General features: G+C 58.2%; 21 protein-coding genes. 8 read left to right on the top strand and 13 right to left on the bottom strand.

Annotated elements, in window-relative coordinates:
• Positions 1-28: 28 nt before the first annotated feature.
• The gene (locus HF327_RS02635; protein WP_169106974.1) at positions 29-553 is read right to left on the bottom strand and encodes a GbsR/MarR family transcriptional regulator; all 525 of its coding nucleotides are present in this window, start codon (positions 551-553) and stop codon (positions 29-31) included.
• A gap of 205 nt (positions 554-758) precedes the next feature.
• Here HF327_RS02635 and HF327_RS02630 point away from each other — a divergent pair, with 205 nt between their 5' ends.
• Together HF327_RS02630 and rlmD are read left to right on the top strand one after the other, a co-directional pair.
• A complete protein-coding gene (locus tag HF327_RS02630) occupies positions 759-1,070 on the top strand; it encodes a hypothetical protein (protein WP_169106776.1) in 312 nt (103 codons plus the stop codon).
• A gap of 163 nt (positions 1,071-1,233) precedes the next feature.
• A complete protein-coding gene (gene rlmD, locus HF327_RS02625) occupies positions 1,234-2,733 on the top strand; it encodes a 23S rRNA (uracil(1939)-C(5))-methyltransferase RlmD (protein WP_169106775.1) in 1,500 nt (499 codons plus the stop codon).
• Positions 2,734-2,966: 233 nt separating this feature from the next.
• Here rlmD and HF327_RS02620 read toward each other — a convergent pair whose 3' ends face one another.
• The 3 genes from HF327_RS02620 to HF327_RS02610 form a co-directional block, all read right to left on the bottom strand.
• Positions 2,967-3,455 carry a DUF2325 domain-containing protein gene (locus HF327_RS02620; protein WP_169106973.1) on the bottom strand — a complete coding sequence of 163 codons (489 nt, stop codon included), beginning with the start codon at positions 3,453-3,455 and terminating at the stop codon, positions 2,967-2,969.
• A gap of 206 nt (positions 3,456-3,661) precedes the next feature.
• The gene (locus tag HF327_RS02615; protein WP_169106774.1) at positions 3,662-4,018 is read right to left on the bottom strand and encodes a hypothetical protein; all 357 of its coding nucleotides are present in this window, start codon (positions 4,016-4,018) and stop codon (positions 3,662-3,664) included.
• A 129-nt stretch (positions 4,019-4,147) separates the two neighbouring features.
• A complete protein-coding gene (locus tag HF327_RS02610) occupies positions 4,148-4,840 on the bottom strand; it encodes a Bax inhibitor-1/YccA family protein (RefSeq protein WP_169106773.1) in 693 nt (230 codons plus the stop codon).
• 193 nt (positions 4,841-5,033) lie between these two features.
• Here HF327_RS02610 and HF327_RS02605 point away from each other — a divergent pair, with 193 nt between their 5' ends.
• Positions 5,034-5,441 (top strand): GlcG/HbpS family heme-binding protein, encoded by a 408-nt coding sequence (locus tag HF327_RS02605; RefSeq protein WP_169106772.1) that lies wholly within the window; start codon positions 5,034-5,036, stop codon positions 5,439-5,441.
• A 206-nt stretch (positions 5,442-5,647) separates the two neighbouring features.
• On the opposite strand, the gene HF327_RS02600 is transcribed toward HF327_RS02605, so the two are convergent.
• The 8 genes from HF327_RS02600 to HF327_RS02565 form a co-directional block, all read right to left on the bottom strand.
• Positions 5,648-5,854, bottom strand: coding sequence for a hemin uptake protein HemP (locus tag HF327_RS02600; RefSeq protein WP_099736454.1), 207 nt, complete (start codon positions 5,852-5,854; stop codon positions 5,648-5,650).
• A 281-nt stretch (positions 5,855-6,135) separates the two neighbouring features.
• Positions 6,136-6,552 (bottom strand): ExbD/TolR family protein, encoded by a 417-nt coding sequence (locus tag HF327_RS02595; RefSeq protein ID WP_169106771.1) that lies wholly within the window; start codon positions 6,550-6,552, stop codon positions 6,136-6,138.
• Positions 6,553-6,555: 3 nt separating this feature from the next.
• Complete coding sequence (locus tag HF327_RS02590; RefSeq protein ID WP_169106770.1) at positions 6,556-7,278, bottom strand: MotA/TolQ/ExbB proton channel family protein; 723 nt, start codon at positions 7,276-7,278, stop codon at positions 6,556-6,558.
• A 23-nt stretch (positions 7,279-7,301) separates the two neighbouring features.
• Positions 7,302-8,030, bottom strand: a complete 729-nt coding sequence (locus tag HF327_RS02585; protein ID WP_169106769.1) for an energy transducer TonB — start codon at positions 8,028-8,030, stop codon at positions 7,302-7,304.
• 154 nt (positions 8,031-8,184) lie between these two features.
• Positions 8,185-8,478, bottom strand: a complete 294-nt coding sequence (locus HF327_RS02580) for a (2Fe-2S)-binding protein (protein ID WP_169106972.1) — start codon at positions 8,476-8,478, stop codon at positions 8,185-8,187.
• Between the two features lie 89 nt (positions 8,479-8,567).
• Entirely contained in the window at positions 8,568-9,701 is a 1,134-nt protein-coding gene (locus HF327_RS02575; protein ID WP_169106971.1) for an alpha-hydroxy acid oxidase, read from the bottom strand.
• A gap of 11 nt (positions 9,702-9,712) precedes the next feature.
• Positions 9,713-10,408, bottom strand: a complete 696-nt coding sequence (locus tag HF327_RS02570) for a Fe2+-dependent dioxygenase (RefSeq protein WP_169106768.1) — start codon at positions 10,406-10,408, stop codon at positions 9,713-9,715.
• Between the two features lie 275 nt (positions 10,409-10,683).
• Positions 10,684-12,945, bottom strand: coding sequence for a TonB-dependent receptor (locus HF327_RS02565; protein ID WP_169106767.1), 2,262 nt, complete (start codon positions 12,943-12,945; stop codon positions 10,684-10,686).
• 383 nt (positions 12,946-13,328) lie between these two features.
• Here HF327_RS02565 and HF327_RS02560 point away from each other — a divergent pair, with 383 nt between their 5' ends.
• The 5 genes from HF327_RS02560 to HF327_RS02540 all read left to right on the top strand — a co-directional run bounded on the left by HF327_RS02560 (position 13,329) and on the right by HF327_RS02540 (position 18,227).
• The gene (locus HF327_RS02560) at positions 13,329-13,979 is read left to right on the top strand and encodes a PepSY-associated TM helix domain-containing protein (protein WP_169106766.1); all 651 of its coding nucleotides are present in this window, start codon (positions 13,329-13,331) and stop codon (positions 13,977-13,979) included.
• Positions 13,980-14,004: 25 nt separating this feature from the next.
• Positions 14,005-14,526, top strand: coding sequence for a DUF2271 domain-containing protein (locus tag HF327_RS02555; protein ID WP_169106765.1), 522 nt, complete (start codon positions 14,005-14,007; stop codon positions 14,524-14,526).
• A 153-nt stretch (positions 14,527-14,679) separates the two neighbouring features.
• Entirely contained in the window at positions 14,680-15,480 is an 801-nt protein-coding gene (locus HF327_RS02550; protein ID WP_169106764.1) for a DUF4198 domain-containing protein, read from the top strand.
• 213 nt (positions 15,481-15,693) lie between these two features.
• The gene (locus HF327_RS02545) at positions 15,694-16,827 is read left to right on the top strand and encodes an FAD:protein FMN transferase (protein WP_198460391.1); all 1,134 of its coding nucleotides are present in this window, start codon (positions 15,694-15,696) and stop codon (positions 16,825-16,827) included.
• Complete coding sequence (locus HF327_RS02540; RefSeq protein WP_169106763.1) at positions 16,824-18,227, top strand: sulfite reductase subunit alpha; 1,404 nt, start codon at positions 16,824-16,826, stop codon at positions 18,225-18,227. Before HF327_RS02545 ends, HF327_RS02540 begins: the two co-directional genes overlap by 4 nt.
• Positions 18,228-18,331: 104 nt before the next feature.
• On the opposite strand, the gene HF327_RS02535 is transcribed toward HF327_RS02540, so the two are convergent.
• The gene (locus HF327_RS02535) at positions 18,332-18,646 is read right to left on the bottom strand and encodes an SWIB/MDM2 domain-containing protein (RefSeq protein ID WP_099736465.1); all 315 of its coding nucleotides are present in this window, start codon (positions 18,644-18,646) and stop codon (positions 18,332-18,334) included.
• Between the last annotated feature and the right edge of the window lie 270 nt (positions 18,647-18,916).

The raw sequence follows: 18,916 nt of genomic DNA, 5'->3' as shown, positions 1-18,916 counted from the left end.
TTTCCCTTTTGCGAAGCAGAGCGATGCCTCAAGAACTTCGCACAAAACGCTGCACGCTAGCGCCCAGGCGCAAAATCTTGTCCAGCGTGGAGGGCGACAGGCGCAACATTTCATCCGTCCAGACGCCCAGTGAGTCCATCAGGCGCAGTGTCTCGTGTACGCGATCCTGTGCATCGGGCGTTTCCTGCTCAAACTCGGGCTGGGCAATCAGCTCGCGCAGCATGGCGCTGGTGGGGTCAAACTCCCGCTGCTTGCGTTCCCTCACAATGGTGCGCAGCAGCTCCCAGACATCGGCCGATGTCTCAAAGTATTCGCGGCGGTCGCCTGTTTTGCGGCTGCTGCGGATGAGGTTCCAGCTCAGCAGTTCCTTGAGGCTGTTGCTGACATTGGAGCGCGCAGCGCCCAGTGTTTCGCAGATGTCATCTGCATTGAGCGGGCGGCCATGAAAGAAGAGCAGTGCATGGATTTGTGCCACGGTTCGGTTCACGCCCCAGGCGTTGCCCATGTCTCCCCAGTGGTGTACAAAACGTTCGGCGATAGGGCTGAGTTGCATGGGGTGAAGTGTGTTGTTGATTGAAATTTCTGTCAATACAGAAATTTCAATCAATTCAAGCGCTATTTAGCCTGTGCTTTATTGGTTGTAGCAAGGAATGCAGAGCCGGTAAGGGGGGGCAGAAATTTCTGTCTTTGGCGACTGCCACATAGAATGGCGAGCATCCAAGGGGCATGGAGCCTCTGACTGGGAAGGGAGAGAGTTCATGACCGCTGTATCCGTATTGCGTGCCTGCGTGCTTGTGTCGGCCTTCGCCGTGGCTCAAGCCGCATCGGCCGCTTGCTACTTTGTGTATGCGCCGAATAACGAGCTGATTTATCGTTCCAATCTGGCGCCGGTGGATCTTTCTTTGCCGCTGCATATGACGGTGCCCCAGCTCAGCCCCGGTGCGAGAATGTTTTTCTCGCTGGACGAATACAACTGCGCAACGGAGGTCAACCTGATTGCGGAGCGCGCGCAGATTGCTGAAGCGCGCAACAGCCGCGAACTCCGCCGCCGTGAAGATCAACGCTTCTGAATTTGTAGCTGCTTGCGATTGACTGGTAAGCGCTGGAGCTCTTTTCAGCTTGTATTTGAAGTGGCTGAACAGGCTCTTGTCTGGTGAGTGGATGCTGTTACTCGTGCAGGTTTTTGCCGGGTCTGGCTCTCGGGTATGGGGTGGCCTGAGACAATCGCCCACCATGAGTAAATCCAGCGACAACAAAATCCCCGAGAACCTGCCAGAACTAGACACCGATGCGCCCACTTTGCCTGAGGGCTGGCTGCAGGTGTTGTCCATGGATATGGACGCCAAGGGCGTAGCGCGCAAGCCCGATGGCAAGGTGGTCTTTATTGACGGTGCTTTGACAGGTGAAATCGTCAGTGCCAGTACCCATCGCAAGAAAAACAACTGGGAAGCTGCCTCGCTGACCGAGATTCACCGTGAATCCTCGCAGCGCGTGACGCCCGGCTGCCCCAATTTTGGCCTGCATGAAGGTGCCTGCGGCGGCTGCAAGATGCAGCATCTGCATGTGGGTGCCCAGGTCGCCATTAAGCAGCGCGTGCTGGAAGACAACCTCTGGCATCTGTCCAAGGTCAAGCCCGAGACCATGCTGCGCCCCATCGAAGGCCCGGCCTGGGGCTATAGGGACCGTTCGCGCCTGTCGGTGCGCTACGTCATCAAGAAGAGCAAGGTGCTGGTCGGCTTCCATGAGCGCAAGAGCCGCTATGTGGCCGACATGGAAACCTGCAAAATATTGCCGCCCCATGTGGATGCCATGCTGATGCCTCTGCGTGGCCTGGTTGGCAGCATGGATGCGCGTGAAACCCTGCCCCAGATTGAAGTGGCTTGCGGCGAACATGTGACCGCCATGCTGCTGCGCCACCTGGAGCCGCTGAGCGTGGCCGATCTGGAACGCCTGCGCGTCTTTGGCACTGAACACAATGTGCAGTGGTGGCTGCAGCCCAAGGGCCCGGACACTGTGCACCGCATGGAAGAGGGCGGCACCCAGCTGTCATACAGCCTGCCGGAATTTGGCATCACCATGCCGTTCAAGCCCACGGACTTCACCCAGGTGAACCCGCAGATCAACCGCGTGCTGGTGGGGCGCTCGCTGCGCCTGCTGGATGCCCAAAAGAACGAGCGCGTGATCGATTGGTTCTGTGGTCTGGGCAACTTCACCTTGCCGATTGCCACCATGGCTGGAGAAGTGCTGGGTATTGAGGGCTCGGACACGCTGGTGCAGCGCTCGCATGAGAACTATGCCGCCAACAATGCCGTTCGCGCTGAAGGCGAAAAGCTGGCACCTACGACCTTTGTGGCGCGCAATCTGTTCAATATGACACCCGCCATGCTGATTGCCGATGGCAACGCAGACAAGTGGCTGGTCGATCCTCCCCGTGAAGGTGCCTTTGCCCTGTCGCAGGCGCTGGCGGATATTCACCAGATTCGCACGGGTGCCAAGCAAGTCGGCGTGGCCACGGAAGAGCAGCCAGACCTGCTGCCCGCTCTGCCTGAAGGCCAGGAGAGCTGGGAGTTCCCCAAGCGCATCGTTTACGTGAGCTGCAACCCTGCCACCCTGGCGCGCGATGCGGGCTTGTTGGTGCATCAGGCCGGTTACCGCTGTGTGATGGCGGGCGTGGTCAATATGTTCCCGCATACAGCCCATGTGGAAAGCATGGCTGTCTTTGAGCGCATCTGATGGTCCTTTGATCGCCTTTGGTCTTTGAATGATTTGCGCAGAGCTGGCGCAGATCATTCAAGCACTTGGCACTGTTTGTGACTGTTCCCTGCGCGATGGAGCCGTTCTGAGAAAAGGTCGCTGGTAAGTCTTACTCCCAAAGCCACGAAGCTATGACCAGCAAGCCTGCCATGCTGATGAGTAGCCCCAGCAGGGTTTTGAAGGAGCGAGTGCTTTTCTTCATCCAGGCGGTCTCAGTCGGACTCACATTCTTGCCTTGTGCTTTCAAGGCTGGCTTGCGCTGCCACCACTTTTCCATCTTCTGACGACATGTGCAGACGTACCACGCGCAAGGCGTTGGGTTCGTCGACCAGCACGCACTGCTTGCCATTGCGTTTGCAGTGATCCTCGACCCGCCAGTAGTCACCATCGCTGATGCAGCCGGTCTGGCAGATCACCAGATCAGCAGCATGCAGGCTGCTTTCCAGTAATTGCTGCTCAGGTGTAACGGGTAACGACGCTGGCGAGAGCTGTGTTTTTCTGGGGCTAGATTGGGTGAGCAAGCTGGCTGCCAGCTCTATAGCCATGGCATGCCGCTGCTCGCGCTCCCAGAAGAGGGCAGTGTCGCGCGCAATGAGCTGGGCTCTGAGGCGGATGAGCTGGCGTTTGAGCTTTTCAGCCTCGTGCGTCAGCGATTGGATTTGTTCAGTGCAACGAATTTGCACCTCCTGATAAATCTGCATGAGTGCACCATGCTCAAGGCGCAGTTGCTGGAATTCATCATCTGGCATAGCAATCCTCTCTGCATGGTTAGTAAGACATTGCTCGCATAATAAATGAGAATCGTTATCAATAATGATTAGACCAGAAGTTTGTAAGGGTGGATATTGGCCGGGCAATAAAAAAGCCGTAGCACTGCGGCTACGGCTTGTGGGCTTAGCAGGCGGGCTTAGCTGCGGTTGTTACGGCTGGCGTTGTTGTCTGCTTCAGGGACGCTGCGCTTTTCTGGGGCGTTTTGGCCCAGTACAGATGGAACGCCTTCAATTTTGTTGGAGCGCATGTATTCGTCCATGTCCTTCCAGCCTGCGAATACCAGCGCCTTGGGCGCTTTGGGGTTGAGGACGTAGCAATCCTCTAGCCCGCGCATGGCGTGGCGGCAAGCACCGCCGATAGCCTTGGCCTCAGAGTCCTTGGCCACGGCGCGTGGGTCCGGGCCTAGGCCGGGAATATCTTCGATCTTGCAGCCTGCCAGCACCAGGGGCAGCAGAGCAATGGCAAGCGCGCGGGGGAGGTGGTTTGGCTTCATCTTGTCTGGATATCGGCAATGGCTGGCTGAAATTGAGGCCGAATCTGAAATATCCAGCAACATTCAAAACAAAGCAAACAAAAAGGAGTGCCGAGGCACTCCTTTTGAGTCATAGGCGTCTGAAGACGCTTAGTCGCGTTCGCCGCCCATGATGCCCAGCAGGGCCAGCAGGCTCTGGAACACGTTGAACAGGTCCAGATACAGGGCCAGAGTGGCGCTGATGTAGTTGGTTTCGCCGCCGTCAATGATCTGCTTGAGGTCATACAGCATGTAGGCCGAGAAAATGCCGATAGCCAGCATGGAGATGGCCATCATGCCTGCGGTGGAGCCCACAAAAACATTGATGATGCCGCCCACCATCAGCACCAAAGCGCCGACGAACAGGAACTTGCCCATACCCGACAGGTCACGCTTGATCACCGTGGCCAGCATGGCCATGACGAAGAAGATACCAGCCGTGCCGGCAAAGGCCGTCATGATCAGCTGCGTGCCGTTGGAGAAGCCCAGAATCATGCCGATCATGCGCGAGAGCATCAGGCCCATGAAAAAGGTGAAGCCCAGAAGCACAGGCACGCCAGCGGCCGAGTGCTTGGTCTTTTCAATGGCGTACATGAAGCCGAAGGCACCGCCCATGAACACGAGCAGGCCCGTAAAGCCTGTCAGCGAGCGGGTAATGCCTGTGGCAACGCCCAGCCAAGCACCCAGCACGGTAGGTAAGAGGCTCAGTGCCAGCAGCCAGTAAGTGTTGCGCAAAACACGGTTGCGCTCTTGCTGCGAGACACCGTAGCCCGCAGTGCCCAGTGTGGTGACTTGTTCGTTCATGTGGCCATTCCTCCTTCAGGAATTGTGTGTAAAAACATTCTCATTCTAGGTGGGGCTCTTGACAGGAGATTGCAATACCCCCCGGCACTGCGGCAGTTTTAGGATGAAATGTTTTTCACATGACATCTATTGTCAAAGTCTCAGTACCGAATATGCTTGTCGCACTGAAAATCCGACGGATACCTATACCTGTATGAAAACGAAGCACGAACTCGAACTGGCCGACGTTAAGGCAATCGCCGCTGCCGCTGAAGCTGAAGCGCTGAAGAACAACTGGCCTGTGACGATTTCCATTGTGGACGATGGCGGTCACTTGCTGCTGTTGCAACGCATGGATGGTGCTGCTGCTATCTCTGCACACATTGCTCCCGCCAAGGCCCGCTCGGCTGCTGTCGGTCGCAAGGACACCAAGGTGTTTGAAGACATGATCAACAACGGCCGTACCGCTTTCCTGAGTGCGCCTTTTGTGGATGGCCTGCTCGAAGGCGGCGTGGTCATCGTCAAGGACGGCCAGGTGCTGGGTGCCGTGGGCGTTTCTGGCGTCAAGGCCAATGAAGATGCGCAGGTTGCCAAGGCTGGTATTGCCGCTTTGGGTCTGTAATAGTGCGGCTCTGCCGCTAAGGCAGAGCCCAAAACAAAACCCCTGCGCGCGTGAGCGGCAGGGGTTTTGTTTTGGGCGGTTGTGGGTAAAAAGCGCGTGGCTATTGAGGTGTGAGCGAAAGAGAGGGCTTGCGCTCTACAGCAACTGTGGCTGGCGAATACGACACTTTCGGTGTCGCCCCACGATGAAACGGTTTGAAGCGCGCGCTACTTGGTCAAAATCAGTTTGCCCAGCTTGGTGGCCTGCAGGCGGTAAGGCGTGCCGTTGTGCACGATGGTGACGGCCTTCTGGCCATTGAGCAGCAGTGCGCTATCTACGCCTGGGCTGCTACTGGCGGCGGCAGTGGAAGATGCCATGGTTGCGGCGGCCATCTGTGTGGTGGGCTGTGAGGTCGCAACAAGCGGTGCAGACATGCCGTGATTCCTTAATTTCTAAACTGAGTGAATGATAACAATTCTCAGTTGAATTGCAAGTGATAACTACTCGCATTTAAGTTATTTCTTTAAAAATATTTGGTGTTGCTATTCCTATGTCGCGAAGCTTGGATAGGCAAGTCAGTTTTGTAGTGCAATCTGGTGCTTCTGAATTGAGAGCTACAAGCGCACTCTGGTAAAGCACTGGAGCCTTTTTTCTTCTAATTTGACGCATAAAAAACGGCCCTCGAAAGGGCCGTTTGGATCAATAGCGCAAGGGCTTACTTGGCGGGGTCGGTCACAAAGCCAATTTTCTTGACGCCTGCACGCTGTGCGGCGGCCATGGCTTGGGCCACGCGTTCGTAGCGAACTTCCTTGTCGCCGCGAATATGCAGATCGGCTTGGGGCTCCTTGGCGGCTTCGGCCTGAAGATTGGCTTCCAGCTGCTCGTCGCTGACTTCCTGTGCGTTCCACGAGTATTTGCCATCAGCAGTAATGCCCAGCTGCACAGTGGCAGGCTTGGTGTCTTCCGGCTGATTGGTGGCGCGGGGCAGGTCCACGTTGACCGAGTGTTTCATCACGGGGACGGTGATGATGAAGATGATGAGCAGTACCAGCATGACGTCCACCAGAGGCGTCATATTGATTTCGTTCATCACCTCATCACTGCCCTCGTCGTCCATGGTTCCGAATGACATGGCTTAAGCGCCTTTCTTCAGCGGCAGCACATTGCCGGAGACCTGGCCGTCCACGGTTACGCGGGCACCGGTCACAAAATAGGCATGCACATCGTGGGCAAAGCTGTTCAGTGCGTTCAGGATGCCCTTGTTGCCGCGCACCAGAGCGTTGTAGCCTAGAACGGCAGGGATGGCCACGGCCAGACCCAGAGCAGTCATGATCAGCGCTTCACCGATGGGGCCTGCCACCTTGTCGATGGAGGACTGGCCCGAGGTGCCGATAGCCACCAGTGCGTGGTAGATGCCCCAGACCGTGCCGAACAGGCCGATGAAGGGCGCGGTGGAGCCAACGGAGGCCAGAATGGCCAGACCGGACTGCAGGCGTGCTGTGAACTCATTGATGCCATTGCGCAGGCAGCGGGTCACCCAGTCGCTGATGTCCAGCGTGTCATGCAGGTGGGCGCTGGTCTTGCGGTGGTGGGCAGAGGCTTCACGGCCTTCGAGCACCATGAAGCGAAAAGGGTTCTGCTTGTCGCTGCCCAGCTTTTCCAGGCCCGTGGCCAGGTCAGTGCTATGCCAGAAGTCTTGCGCCGTATTGGCGTACTTCTTGAACTTCACGATGTCGATGGCCTTGAGAACGATGACTAGCCAAGACGCCACTGACATGGCGAGCAAGATGATGGCCACGGCTTTGGTCACGAAGTCGCCCTGTGTCCAGACGTGGGCAATGCCGAATTGGGATTCCATGGGTACTCCTGAGAACTTCTGAGTTATTTGAGAACAAAGTTGATGGGGACGATGTGCCACATGGGTTCGGGCACACCATTGCGCTTGCCAGGAACAAATTTCCAGCGTTGCACAGTGTTGATGGCAGCTTCATCCAGACGGTCAAAGCCGCTGGTCTGCTTGATTTCGATCTTTTCGGGCTGGCCCTGCTCGTTGATGTATACGCGCAGCAGCACCTTGCCTTGCTCACCCATGCGCTTGCTCACCGATGGGTAGGCGGGCGATGGATTGTTCAGATAGGCCGCATTGCTTGAAGGCTGCTCAAACTTGGGCGGGGCCGGTGGAGCAGGAGGGGCGGGTGGTGCGGGCGGCGCCGGTGGTGCTGGAGGGGCGGGTGGCGCAGGCGGTGTCTTGTCCGCCTTGCTATCGTTGTCATCCAGCGAGCCTTTGGGGGCTGCGGGCGCAGGCGTCGTGTCCTTGATCGCCTTTGGCAGCGGCGGAGCCTTCTTGATATCCGGCTTGGGCTGAGGTTTGGGTGCCGGCTTTGGTGGCGCAGGAGGTGGCGGAGGCGAAGGCGGAGTGGGTGTTGGCGCAGGAGGTGCCACAAACTCGGCAATTACGCTGGCAGGAACCACTATCTCTCCCGGTTTTTGCTGTGCCAGGCCATGCTGCATGGCCCATAGGGCGGCAGCGTGCACAACAACCACAGCACTAGCAACTGCCACATTGCGGCTGATGCCACTGGCAGGTGCAAATTGATCAGACTGGGACATAGGAGCGGAAAGAGCAACCAGCGCAGGCTGGAGCCGGTAAGGAAAAGCGCTGGTTACGGGTAATGGGTGGCAGGGAAGCAGAGGTAGTCACAGAAGACGCTGGCGGGGCTGCATCACTCGCGCAGAATCCACCAGGTGCAAGCCATCACAAGAATCAGACTGCCGAAGACGGCTGAGAGGACAGTGAAGTGGGCCATGCTTTGCTTTCCAGAATTTGGGTGGCAAGCTGAACTGTCTGTAGGGGCGCACAAGCGTGCGCTTCGTTGTGAATGGCCGCGATCGGGTGGGTTGCACTGCACTGGGCTACCACATCGCGTGCGCAGCCTTCGCAGCGCCCACATTGCATGGCGACTCCCAGTTCAAACTGGATTTCGTCAAAGCTCATCCCCGCGTGAGCGTGGCGTGCTATTTCTCGGTCGGAAACCCGGCGGCATACACAGACGATCATGGCTACAGACAGTTGTTGCTGGCTATTGAAGTGATAGCTGGAGTATAAATGAGAATCCGTCGCATTTGCAATGCATGCCCCTGAATTACTCACATTTGATAAGTGGTTAAGAGATTTTTTTCAATGTTTTCAATGCTTTGGCAGCCGGTCTGGGCCATGGCTAGTTCAAACTCGGCGCGCAGCAAATACAGCATGTGAGCCACGCCCAGCATGCCAGCCACGGCCAGTGCATGCATCTGCGGGCGGCCCACCATCACGGCACTGGCACCCAGCGCAATCGCTTTGAGCACATCGGTGCCGTGGCGCACGCCGCTATCCATCAGCAGGGGTATATGCGCTGGTACGGCTGCACGAATGGGAGGCAGAACCTCCAGCGGCGACACGGCACCATCCAGCACGCGGCCGCCATGGTTGGAGACGACGATGGCATCGGCCCCCAGCGCCACCGCCTTGGCTGCGGCGCTGGCGGAAAGCACGCCTTTGACGATCAGCGGCAACTGTGTCTGTGCGCGCAGCCAGACCAGATCGTCCCAGGTAGGGGCGCTTTGGGTCAGATCGGTGCCCAGCAGAATGTGCTCGCTCATCAGATCGCTGGTCTGGCGCTGCTCGGGCATGCCGCGCAGATTGGCGGCTTCCACACCTGGCGGCAGCGGGTAGCTGGAGCGTTTGATATGCGCATCAATCGTCCAGACCAGTGCCTGATAACCTGCGGTTTCAGCGCGGCGAATCAACTTAAGCGTGTGCTCGCGCGATGGCTGTTGGTACAGCTGAAACCAGAGCGGGCCGCTGCGTCCCAGCTCTTGCGCCGCTGTGTGTGCGGCCTGTGCAATTTCTTCCAGTGTGTAGCTGGAGAGGGTACTGACCACCATGCCGGTGCGCATGGCCATGGCCGCGCGGGCCGTGGCCAGCTCGCCATCGGCATGCGCCAGCCGCTGGTAGGCGACAGGGGCCAGCAGCAGCGGCCATTCAAATGGCTGCCCCAGCAGGTTTTGCCGGGTATGGGCTTGCGACAGATCGGCCAGAGGCTCGGGGCGCAGTCGGATCTGGTCAAAAGCTTTGCGGTTATGCGCCAGCGTCAGGCCCTGGTCGGCACCGCTTTCCAGGTGGGCCCAGGCATGTGCTTCCAGATGCTCGCGCGCCAGTGTGGCGTAGTCGGCCAGATTGCTGACATGGGGCGGAATCTGCGTCAGCGCAGGCTTGACGGGCTGACCTGCGGCATTCAAACGTTCCGTTGTCATGCTTCGGACCACATGCGAAGAAGGTTGTGATAAGTGCCCGAAAGCGATGCGATGCGCGCGTGCCCGGGCTGCTCCTGCGTCAGCTGCTGAATCGACTGGTCCAGATCGAACAGCAGGCGGCGCTGCTCGGCAGATTTGATGAGGCTGTGTGTCCAGAAAAATGAGGCATAGCGCGTGCCGCGGGTCACGGGGTTGACGCGGTGCAGGCTGGTGCCGGGGTAGATGATGGCGTCGCCTGCCGCCAGTTTTACGCTTTGCTCGCCGTAAGTGTCTTGCACCATCAGCTCGCCGCCCTCGTATTCGTAAGGGTCGCTGAAGAAGACAGTGGTGGAGACGTCGGTTCTGACCTTGATGGCGGTGCCAGGAATGGTGAAAAAGGCGTTATCGATGTGGTTGCCATATCCATGATTGCCGCTCTTTCCACCGCCTTCATAGCGGTTAAAGCGCGGGGGCAGCACCTTTAGCGGCAGTGCGGCAGACATGAACAGCGGATTGCGGCCCAGCCTGTCCAGAATCAGGTCGCCAATCTGCTGGCCGGTGGCGCTGTCCAGCGGCAGTTGCAGATTGCTTTTGACCTGTGCGGCCACATGGCCTGCCGTGGTGCGGCCATCTTGCCAGGCGGCGCTCTCCAGTGCCTGGCGGCAGCGGCGCACTTCATCGGGGGTCAGCAGAGCTGGGATGCGAAGCAGCATGATGAGACTTTATGGGGTGTCAGTCTTGGAATAAAACTGTAGCGCCTGCCGCCTGATGCACAGGCTATTCAAGCCAGTTGGGCATTGAAGTCCTCATGGATAAGGCGCAAGACGCTATTGTTTTCAATAGTGTGAAGAGGCGTTGCAAAGGTTGCCGTGCATCTTCAAGAGTCAAGTGTGCATGCAAAAAGCCCCGCTGGCAGTAACGGCCAGCGGGGCTGTGTGTCATGCATTGAAGCAGACCTGCGCCAGATCAAGCGCAGGCGAGGTTCAAATTAGTACGTGAACTTGAGGGACGCCACAGCCGAGCGGCCAGCCGCCATGGTGGCGTAGTGAGGCGAGCGCACGCCGCTGTAGTAGGTCTTGTTGCCCAGGTTGAAGACGTTCAGCTGGAAGGCCAGGTTCTTGTCGATTTGGTAGGCCATCATCGCGTCGTAACGGGCATAGCCGGAAGCGCCCTTGGTCACAATGCCGCCATCTACGGTAGACCTTGCATAAGAAGCATTGACGCTGCTTTGTGCATAGATGCCCAGACCCAGAGTCAGCTTGGCCATGGGCTTGTAGCTGGTCCACAGGCTGAAGCTGTGCTTGGGCGTGTTGGTGAAGCGTTGGCCATTGGCGATGTTGCCGATGCCCATGTTCTTCTGCTCGCTATCCATGAAGGTATAGCCGCCGAACACGCTCAGGTTGGACAGGATCTGGCCGGTGAAGCCCAGTTCCAGACCATTGACTTCCTTGTTGCCGCCCATGTAAGTGATGCCGTTTTCCGTGATACGGACATTGGTCACTTCATTGCGGAAGATGGCAGCCGTCAGGTTCAGCTTCTTGTCCAGCAGGTCCCATTTGGTGCCCAGCTCAATGGACTTGGTCTTTTCTGGCTTCAGGTCAGCCAGCAAATCGCTGCTGATGGCCAGATCTTCGCTGCCGTTGCCCAGAGTCGAGCCGCCAGGACGCGAGGAAGTGCCGAGATTGGCGTAGATGCTGCCATTGGCTGCAGGCTTGTAGACCAGGCCCAGCTGATAGTTGAGCAATGTGTCGCTGCGAGAGTAGTCGAAGGCTGCAGACTTCGCATTGGTCACAGTGTTTGTGTAATCGGGTGCTGTGCTGGACACTTTGTAGTGGTCCGCACGCAGACCGACATTCAGCAACCACTGGTCATTGAACTTCAAGGTATCGAAACCATAGACAGCAATAGTGTCAACCTTGTTTCTTGTCGAGCGGCCTTTGTCCCAGGCATAGTTCCAGGGAGTGGATGCATCGGGGTTGTTCAGCGAAGTGCACCACATGTTGAGTGTCTTGCAGGTGCTGGTGGTGTTGTCTTGAATGGCGCCGGACTGGGCGTCAGACTTTTCCTTGGACAGTTCCAGGCCAAAGGCATAGGTATGACCCACGGATCCGGTCTGCTCCTTGCCGGTGAACTCGGTCACGTTCTGCAGGGTTTCCACATCAGAGAAGCGGAAGTTGCCGCGACGCCAGACATAGCCGTTGAGAACATTGCCCTTGGAGTCATCGGGCTGGGTCCAGACATAGTCCTGCTTGCTCTTGCTGTAGCGCAGGCTGTTGCGCACCTTGTTGGTATCGCTGAACTTGTGCGTGACCGAGGCGGTGAGCAGATCGCTCTTTTCCTTCTGGTAGTCACGGTTATCCATGCCGTACCAGTTGGCGCTGTTGCTGCCGAAGGTGGGGCGAACGGTAGAGCCGCCGGGCAGTTTGGCCATGGCGGCATTGGTCAGCAGATAAGGTACGCCGCCATCGGGCATGCTGTCGGTCTGCAGGTGCTGCCACGACAGAGTCACTTCGGTGGGGGTGCCCATGCCAAAGGTGACAGTCGGAGCAATGCCCCAGCGCTTGTTGTCGGGACCATTGCGGCCGGGAACATCGGCGCTGTGACCCATGGCGTTCAAGCGGAAGCCGGTGGTGTCGTTGATCTTGCGGTTGATATCGACCGTGCCGCGCAGGTATTTGTCGGTGCCAAGGCCCACATCGCCAGCGATGAAGTTCTCGTTCTTGGCTTTCTTGGTGCTGATATTGATCGAGCCGCCTGCGCCGCCACGACCGGCATAGGCCGAGTCTGCTCCCTTGATGACTTCCACGGATTCGACGTTGAACAACTCACGCGAACCGGCGGCGATGTCGCGCATGCCGTCTACAAACGTGCTGGCTTGTGCGTCCATGCCGCGGATGAAGGGCTGATCGCCAGTGGGGTTGCCGCCTTCGCCGTTACCGAAGGTGATGCCGGGGGTGGAGCGCAAAGCGTCCTGCAACGTGGTGGCACCCGTCTGCTTGATGATTTCTTCGTTGATGACCTGAACGGTCTTGGGCGTATCCAGCAAAGGGGCGGTGAATTTGCCTTGTGTGCTGGTTTCCGTCTTGAAGCCGCTGTCAGCGGCTGCTTCGACATTCACAGTGGAAAGCGTGGTTTCCTGCTGAGCCATCGCGCTGGCACCTATCAGGCACAGGCCTGCGGCAATCACGATTTGCTTGAGCTCGCAGCGCAAGCCATTGGAGTCGGTTGGAGTTAGATAGTTGTTGGACATGCTTTTGAAGTAGTCGTCGGTTTTATTGAAAAAGCGATCGAATTCTAGGTGATACTGATAATGGTTCTCGATTAGATTCGCAGTAAAACCAGCTAGAGAGCGTGATTTGTTGCGATGCAGCAACAGCGAAGCCTCCCCTTGTCTATTTTTTGCGCAGATTTGTTGACCGATGCCTGTCAGGTTTCGCTGACTAAAGGATTGGTGTGTGCCGGCATTGGCGCTGAGGTTTGTTTCCGTGAAGTAAAGTAAATAGAAGTGATATGCATTTAGAATTTTCAACTACTAAAATGCCGCACATGCTGTGCAAGCACTGTTGAGCCGCCGGGCAATCTGTCAGGCATACCGGCTCGGTCTGGCGGCTTTGCAATCCCTGAAAGTTTTGAATGACAGCGGCTTCCTCCAACGCTCCGCAGCGGGCGTACTGGCTCAAAAAATTGCACGAATGGCACTGGATCAGCTCCGCGATCTGTCTGATCGGCATGCTGCTGTTCGCCGTAACGGGTTTCACCCTCAACCATGCCGGGCAGATTGAAGCCAAGCCCAAGGTCGAGACGCGCGAGGCGCAACTGCCAGCCGATTTACTGGAAAAACTGCAGCAAGCCCATAAGCAGAGCGCGCAAGCTGCTAGCAAAGATGTAGTGAACTTGCCGGCCGACATTGAGGCCTGGCTGGCGCAGCAGATCAAGGTCAGCGCCAAAGGCTTTGCCGTGGAATGGAGCGAAGAAGAGGCCTATGTGCCCCTGCCGCGCCCCGGCGGCGATGCCTGGCTGCGTGTCGATATGAACGATGGCGCGGTCGAGTACGAAACGACGGACCGGGGCTGGATCTCTTACCTTAACGACTTGCACAAGGGCCGCCACGCTGGTGCGGCCTGGAGTCTGTTTATTGACCTGTTTGCGATTGGCTGCCTGGTGTTCTGTATTACGGGCTTGCTGATTTTGAAAATGCACGCGCAGCGCCGCCCCATGACCTGGCCCATGGTAGGTCTGGGCTTTGTCTTGCCGGTTCTGCTGGTCTTGCTGCTGGTGCACTGAGCTGAATTTTGTGAAGGAAAAAAGAATGGCGAAGAGGATTTTCAAGACCTCGGTGGCATTGAGCGCCGTGATGGGTCTGCCCGCAATCGCAGGTGGCCTGAATGTGTCTGTCACCGTGCCTCAGCTGCAAGTGGCCGAGTACCACAAGCCTTATGTGGCCGTGTGGCTGGAAAAGGCCGAGGGCGGCGTGGCGGCGAATCTGTCCGTCTGGTACGACGCCAAGATGAAAGATGGCGAAGGCACCAAGTGGCTCAAGGACATGCGCCAGTGGTGGCGCCGCACCGGCCGTGAACTGAGCTTTCCCATTGATGGCGTGACTCAGCCGACCAAGCCCGCAGGTGCCCACGCCCTGTCGTTTGCCGAAGGCAAGAACCCTCTGCCCAAGCTGGCCCCCGGTCAATACAAGCTGATGGTGGAAGCCGCACGCGAAGTGGGTGGCCGTGAGCTGGTGTCCATTCCGTTTGAATGGCCCGTCAAGCAGGCAACCAGCCTGAGCGCCAGCGGCAATGCCGAGCTGGGTGCTATTAAATTGAATATCACCCCCTGAGGCGCTTTGCGCCTTTCCCCTCTCTGCTTCGTGGGGGGGATGACGCCTCGCCGCAAGGCGGCTTTTACTCGGCGTCTCTGAGTTGGACCGCGCTTGATTTCTGCGGTATCCCTTTTTCTGATTTGTCACCCTTTTTATTCTCAAGGACCTGATATGAAGTTCAAAACACGTGCTCTCGCTGCTGCCGCTCTGGCGCTGACCGTACTGGGCGCACAGGCGCATGACCTGTGGTTCAAGCCTTCCAGCACTGTGCTGTCCAAGTCTGACTGGGTGACGGTGGATGCCGCGGTGTCCAACGATGTGTTCTTCTTCAACCACCGCCCTCTGGGTCTGGATGCGGTGAAGGTCAGCGCACCTGATGGCTCTGCTGTGGAGATGAAGAACGTCGCCAAGGGCGAGCTGCGCAGCATGTTTGACTTCAAGCCCGAGAAGACCGGCACTTACCGCGTGACCATGCTGATGACTGGCGTGATGGGCGGCTACAAGGACGCCAACGGCCAGCCCAAGCGCCTGCGTGGCTCGGTGGAAGAAGTGCTCAAGCAAATTCCTGCGGATGCCAAGGAAGTGCGAGTGACGGAAAACCTGCGCCGCATGGAGACCTTTGTTTCGCTGGGCAAGCCCTCGAACATCGCCCTGACTGGCAAGGGTCTGGAGCTCAAGCCCGTGACTCACCCCAACGATCTGGTGGCCAGCGAAGAAGCCACGTTTGAGTTCCACATCGACGGCAAGCCTGCAGCGAATCTGGAAATCGAGCTGGTGGCTGACGGCATTCGTTACCGCGACGGTGTGGACGCGATGAAGCTCAAGACCGATGCCAAGGGCCAGGTCAAGATCAAGTTCCCCCGCGCCGGACTGTTCTGGCTCAATACCGATGCGACGGACAACAAGACCAGCATCGCCAAGGCGACCGAGCGTCGCCTGAGCTATATCGCTACCCTGGAAGTGCTGCCCTAAGACTCACCCACGCAACCCTTGATACGTCGGACGAAGCCTTGTCGTACTTGGGTACGGCCATCGGCTTCGTGCCTCGTTTCCAACGTAAACCTCAGGTTTACAGGCTTGTGTAAGCGGCTCCAGGCGCTTGACTCGTTGAATGCGCGCCCGATAAGGGCGCGTCGTCGTTTTCGCTTTTGCTGATTTTTTTGTGGTTTTTCTGAATCGCTGCCCATGACCTCCACACCGCGTGTGCGCTTTGATGCCAGCCTCTGGAAGCTGCCTTCGCAGGCTGCGCCGCCAGCGCAGCCGACTGTCGCCCAGCCCGCACAGGCGGTGAACTTTGGTGTGCAGCGCTGGAGGCCTGCGAGCCTGCAGCATCAGCAAGATGGGCGCATCCATCGGCTGTCTGGCCAGACCATGGGTACGCACTGGTCACTGCGGCTGGCCAACCCTGATTACCTGCCCATGGCACCTGTGCAGGTGCTGCTGCAGCAGGTATTTGATGACGTCATTGCCCAGATGAGCAACTGGGAGGCTGATTCCGTCATCAGTCGTTTTAATCGATCGGAACCCGGTCAAGCGCTTGTGCTGCCTGCGGAATGTGCTCATGTTCTGGAAGCAGCGTTGCATTGGGCCGAGCTTTCGGGTGCCGCCATGGACCCGAGCATGGGCGGTCTGGTGTCGCTTTGGGGCTTTGGCCCGCGCCAGAACCCGCTGCAGCCTCACCAAGGTCAGACCCCTGCGGCACAGGACATTGCGCGACTGCTGCAGACCAGCGGCTACCAGCACTTGCAATGGAATGCGCAGACCCGGCAACTGCGGCAGCCGGGTGGGTTGGAGCTGGATTTTTGCGGCATTGCCAAAGGCTTTGCCGTGGACTGGGCGGTGCACAAGCTGAAAGCCGCTGGCTGGGCTGCAGGCTTGCTGGAGGTTGGCGGCGAGCTGCGCAGCTGGGGTCAGCGCCCCGACGAGCGGCCCTGGCAGGTACAACTGGGCACGGGGGCGGTGACGAAGACTGCGAGGGATAGCGAACCGCTTGTCGTGGCCACCAAGGATGGCGCTTTTGCCACCTCGGGTGATTTCTGGCACCAGTTCAGATTGGATGGTCGTCGCTACTCGCACACGCTGGATCCGCGAACGGGCTGGCCTGTGGCACATGATCTGGCCAGCGTCACCGTGTTTCATGCCGAATGCATGCACGCCGATGCATTGGCGACTGTGCTCACGGTGCTAGGGCCAGATGAAGGTATGGACTTTGCCCGCCAGCACGCCATTGCGGCGGTGCTGAGCTCTCATTCCGATGAGGTCGTGGCAGACAGGCGGGTGCTCAAGACGCCGGCCTGGATCAATCAATTTGGGGCATGACTGTGGAATGGATTTTGACGCCTGAGCGCCTCTCTGGTGCTACGGCTTTAGTAGCTGCTTACGCCGGCCTGTGCTGGGGTATTGCTGCAAAAGTGCGTAAACAACGCCGGGTGGAAGATGCGCAAAGCAGCACCTCGCAAGGCAATGCCGCCGCACCTGCCGTGCTGGTGGTCTATGGCAGTCAGACCGGGCAGGCTGAAGCATTGGCCCGCGCAACCACTCAAATGCTGGTCGATGGCGGCTTGCAGGTGCGCCTGGTGCCCGTGGAGAAGCTGACTGAAGCTTTGCTGCAGCAGCACGCGCAAAGCCTGTGGATGCTTTCGACCACCGGTGAGGGCGATGCACCCGACCATGCGCTGGGCTTTGTGCAGACACTGCTGTCGGCCCGCCTGCAACTGTTACAGCACCGGGCGCTGGTGCTGGCATTGGGCGATCGTGAATACCAGCAGTTCTGCGCTTTTGGCGTGGAGGTGCATGAATGGTTGCAGGCCAGCGGCGCAAGCAGCGAGCTGATCTGCGTGGACAACATGAATGCCGAAAGCCTGCAGTCCTGGCAGGCGCAGGTGGGGCAGATTCGCCAGAGCCTGATGGGCGAATCTGCAGCGCAGGAGCCTGCGCCTGCAGACTGGCTGCAAACGCCTGTCAGCCTGCCATTTGTGCTCAGCCAACGCCGCTTGCTCAACCCTGAAAGCCAGGGCGGGGCGCTGTATCAGCTTAACTGGGTGCCACAGGCGGGCGAGCTGCCGCCGTGGGAGTCTGGTGATCTGGTCTCGCTATGCGTGCCTGCCGACCCTGAGCGGGCGCGCGACTATTCCATTGCCTCGGTCATGGCGGATGGCAGCCTGCAACTGCTGGTACGCCAGAGCACGCGTGCGGATGGCTCGCCGGGCCTGGCCTCAGACTGGCTGTGCCGTGGCATGGCGGTGGGCGATGCGCTGGCACTGACGGTGCGCGCGCACAGCGGCTTCAGGCTGGGTGATAACGCAGAGCGACCTCTGATGCTGATCGGCAACGGCTCGGGCCTGGCAGGCCTGCTCAGCCACATCAAAGCCCGCGTGGAGCAAGGCCGCAGCGATCAATGGCTGCTGTTTGGCGAGCGCAGCCCGCAGCATGATGCCTTGTGTGCCGAGCAACTGGCCGCATGGGTGCAAGGCGGCCAGTTGGCGCGACTGGATCAGGCCTGGTCACGCAACGGTAAAGATTCACGCTATGTGCAAGATTTGTTGCGCAGTCAGGCCGAAGAGGTGCGCAAATGGGTGGAGCAGGGCGCGGCCATCTATGTCTGCGGCAGCTTGAATGGCATGGGGCAAGGCGTGCACCTGACGCTGCAGGCCATTCTGGGCGAAGCCAAAGTGGATGAGCTGCTGGGGTCAGGCCGCTACCGTCGCGATGTGTATTAGGTGCTGTCTTCGGTGCGAAGGGCATTGAAGCCCTTCCTCGGAAACCTTGGAAATGCAAAAAGCTGGCGAATGCCAGCTTTTTTGTGGTCAGAGCAAGCCTTGGCTTACTTGACGTGCTTACCGATCAGGCCAGCCATCTCGAACATGGAGACTTGTGGCTTGCCAAACACTTCCTTGAGCTTGGCGTCGGCGTTGATCATGCGCTTGTTCGCGGCGTCTTGCAGGTTGTTGGCCTTGATGTAAACCCACAGCTTGCTGATGATTTCAGTGCGGGGCAGGGGATCCTTACCAACCACGGCAGCCAGAGCAGCGCTGGGAGTCAGGGGTTTCATGAAGGCAGCGTTGGGTGTGCGCTTCTTAGCGGCGGGAGCTGCTGCGGGTGCGGATGCTGCAGCGGTTGCCTTCTTTGCAGTTGCCATGTTGCTTATTTCCTAATTGGGTAGTGGACTTATCACCAGCGAAAAACAGCTGCAATCCACTGGTTGAGTCTGATGCTAATGGCAAAAAATCTCTCTTCCAAGCTAGAAAGACGTTTTTTTACTTTGATTTGTTGCTACGAGGCTCTTTAGAGCCTGTTTCCGTGGGTTTTCCCCCGGGAGTGTTGTGAAAAAGTTGCTCCCTTTGTCCGGCAGCCTGAGTCTGTGCTAACGCTAAATCGCGGCCCGAGGCAAGATAAGAGCGTAGTTTGA

Origin of the sequence: Comamonas suwonensis, assembly GCF_012844455.2 — a bacterium.
GTDB lineage: Bacteria > Pseudomonadota > Gammaproteobacteria > Burkholderiales > Burkholderiaceae_C > Comamonas > Comamonas suwonensis.
Note: the sequence above shows the minus strand (reverse complement) of the source record. Positions and strands in the feature narration are given on the sequence as shown.

Excerpts from the sequence above, each read along its gene's own strand:
- HF327_RS02635 (WP_169106974.1), bottom strand. The coding sequence starts at position 553 with ATGCAACTCAGCCCTATCGCCGAACGTTTTGTACACCACTGGGGAGAC.
- HF327_RS02630 (WP_169106776.1), top strand. The coding sequence starts at position 759 with ATGACCGCTGTATCCGTATTGCGTGCCTGCGTGCTTGTGTCGGCCTTC.
- rlmD (WP_169106775.1), top strand. The coding sequence starts at position 1,234 with ATGAGTAAATCCAGCGACAACAAAATCCCCGAGAACCTGCCAGAACTA.
- HF327_RS02620 (WP_169106973.1), bottom strand. The coding sequence starts at position 3,455 with ATGCAGATTTATCAGGAGGTGCAAATTCGTTGCACTGAACAAATCCAA.
- HF327_RS02615 (WP_169106774.1), bottom strand. The coding sequence starts at position 4,018 with ATGAAGCCAAACCACCTCCCCCGCGCGCTTGCCATTGCTCTGCTGCCC.
- HF327_RS02610 (WP_169106773.1), bottom strand. The coding sequence starts at position 4,840 with ATGAACGAACAAGTCACCACACTGGGCACTGCGGGCTACGGTGTCTCG.
- HF327_RS02605 (WP_169106772.1), top strand. The coding sequence starts at position 5,034 with ATGAAAACGAAGCACGAACTCGAACTGGCCGACGTTAAGGCAATCGCC.
- HF327_RS02600 (WP_099736454.1), bottom strand. The coding sequence starts at position 5,854 with ATGTCTGCACCGCTTGTTGCGACCTCACAGCCCACCACACAGATGGCC.
- HF327_RS02595 (WP_169106771.1), bottom strand. The coding sequence starts at position 6,552 with ATGTCATTCGGAACCATGGACGACGAGGGCAGTGATGAGGTGATGAAC.
- HF327_RS02590 (WP_169106770.1), bottom strand. The coding sequence starts at position 7,278 with ATGGAATCCCAATTCGGCATTGCCCACGTCTGGACACAGGGCGACTTC.
- HF327_RS02585 (WP_169106769.1), bottom strand. The coding sequence starts at position 8,030 with ATGTCCCAGTCTGATCAATTTGCACCTGCCAGTGGCATCAGCCGCAAT.
- HF327_RS02580 (WP_169106972.1), bottom strand. The coding sequence starts at position 8,478 with ATGATCGTCTGTGTATGCCGCCGGGTTTCCGACCGAGAAATAGCACGC.
- HF327_RS02570 (WP_169106768.1), bottom strand. The coding sequence starts at position 10,408 with ATGCTGCTTCGCATCCCAGCTCTGCTGACCCCCGATGAAGTGCGCCGC.
- HF327_RS02565 (WP_169106767.1), bottom strand. The coding sequence starts at position 12,945 with ATGTCCAACAACTATCTAACTCCAACCGACTCCAATGGCTTGCGCTGC.
- HF327_RS02560 (WP_169106766.1), top strand. The coding sequence starts at position 13,329 with ATGACAGCGGCTTCCTCCAACGCTCCGCAGCGGGCGTACTGGCTCAAA.
- HF327_RS02555 (WP_169106765.1), top strand. The coding sequence starts at position 14,005 with ATGGCGAAGAGGATTTTCAAGACCTCGGTGGCATTGAGCGCCGTGATG.
- HF327_RS02550 (WP_169106764.1), top strand. The coding sequence starts at position 14,680 with ATGAAGTTCAAAACACGTGCTCTCGCTGCTGCCGCTCTGGCGCTGACC.
- HF327_RS02545 (WP_198460391.1), top strand. The coding sequence starts at position 15,694 with ATGACCTCCACACCGCGTGTGCGCTTTGATGCCAGCCTCTGGAAGCTG.
- HF327_RS02540 (WP_169106763.1), top strand. The coding sequence starts at position 16,824 with ATGACTGTGGAATGGATTTTGACGCCTGAGCGCCTCTCTGGTGCTACG.
- HF327_RS02535 (WP_099736465.1), bottom strand. The coding sequence starts at position 18,646 with ATGGCAACTGCAAAGAAGGCAACCGCTGCAGCATCCGCACCCGCAGCA.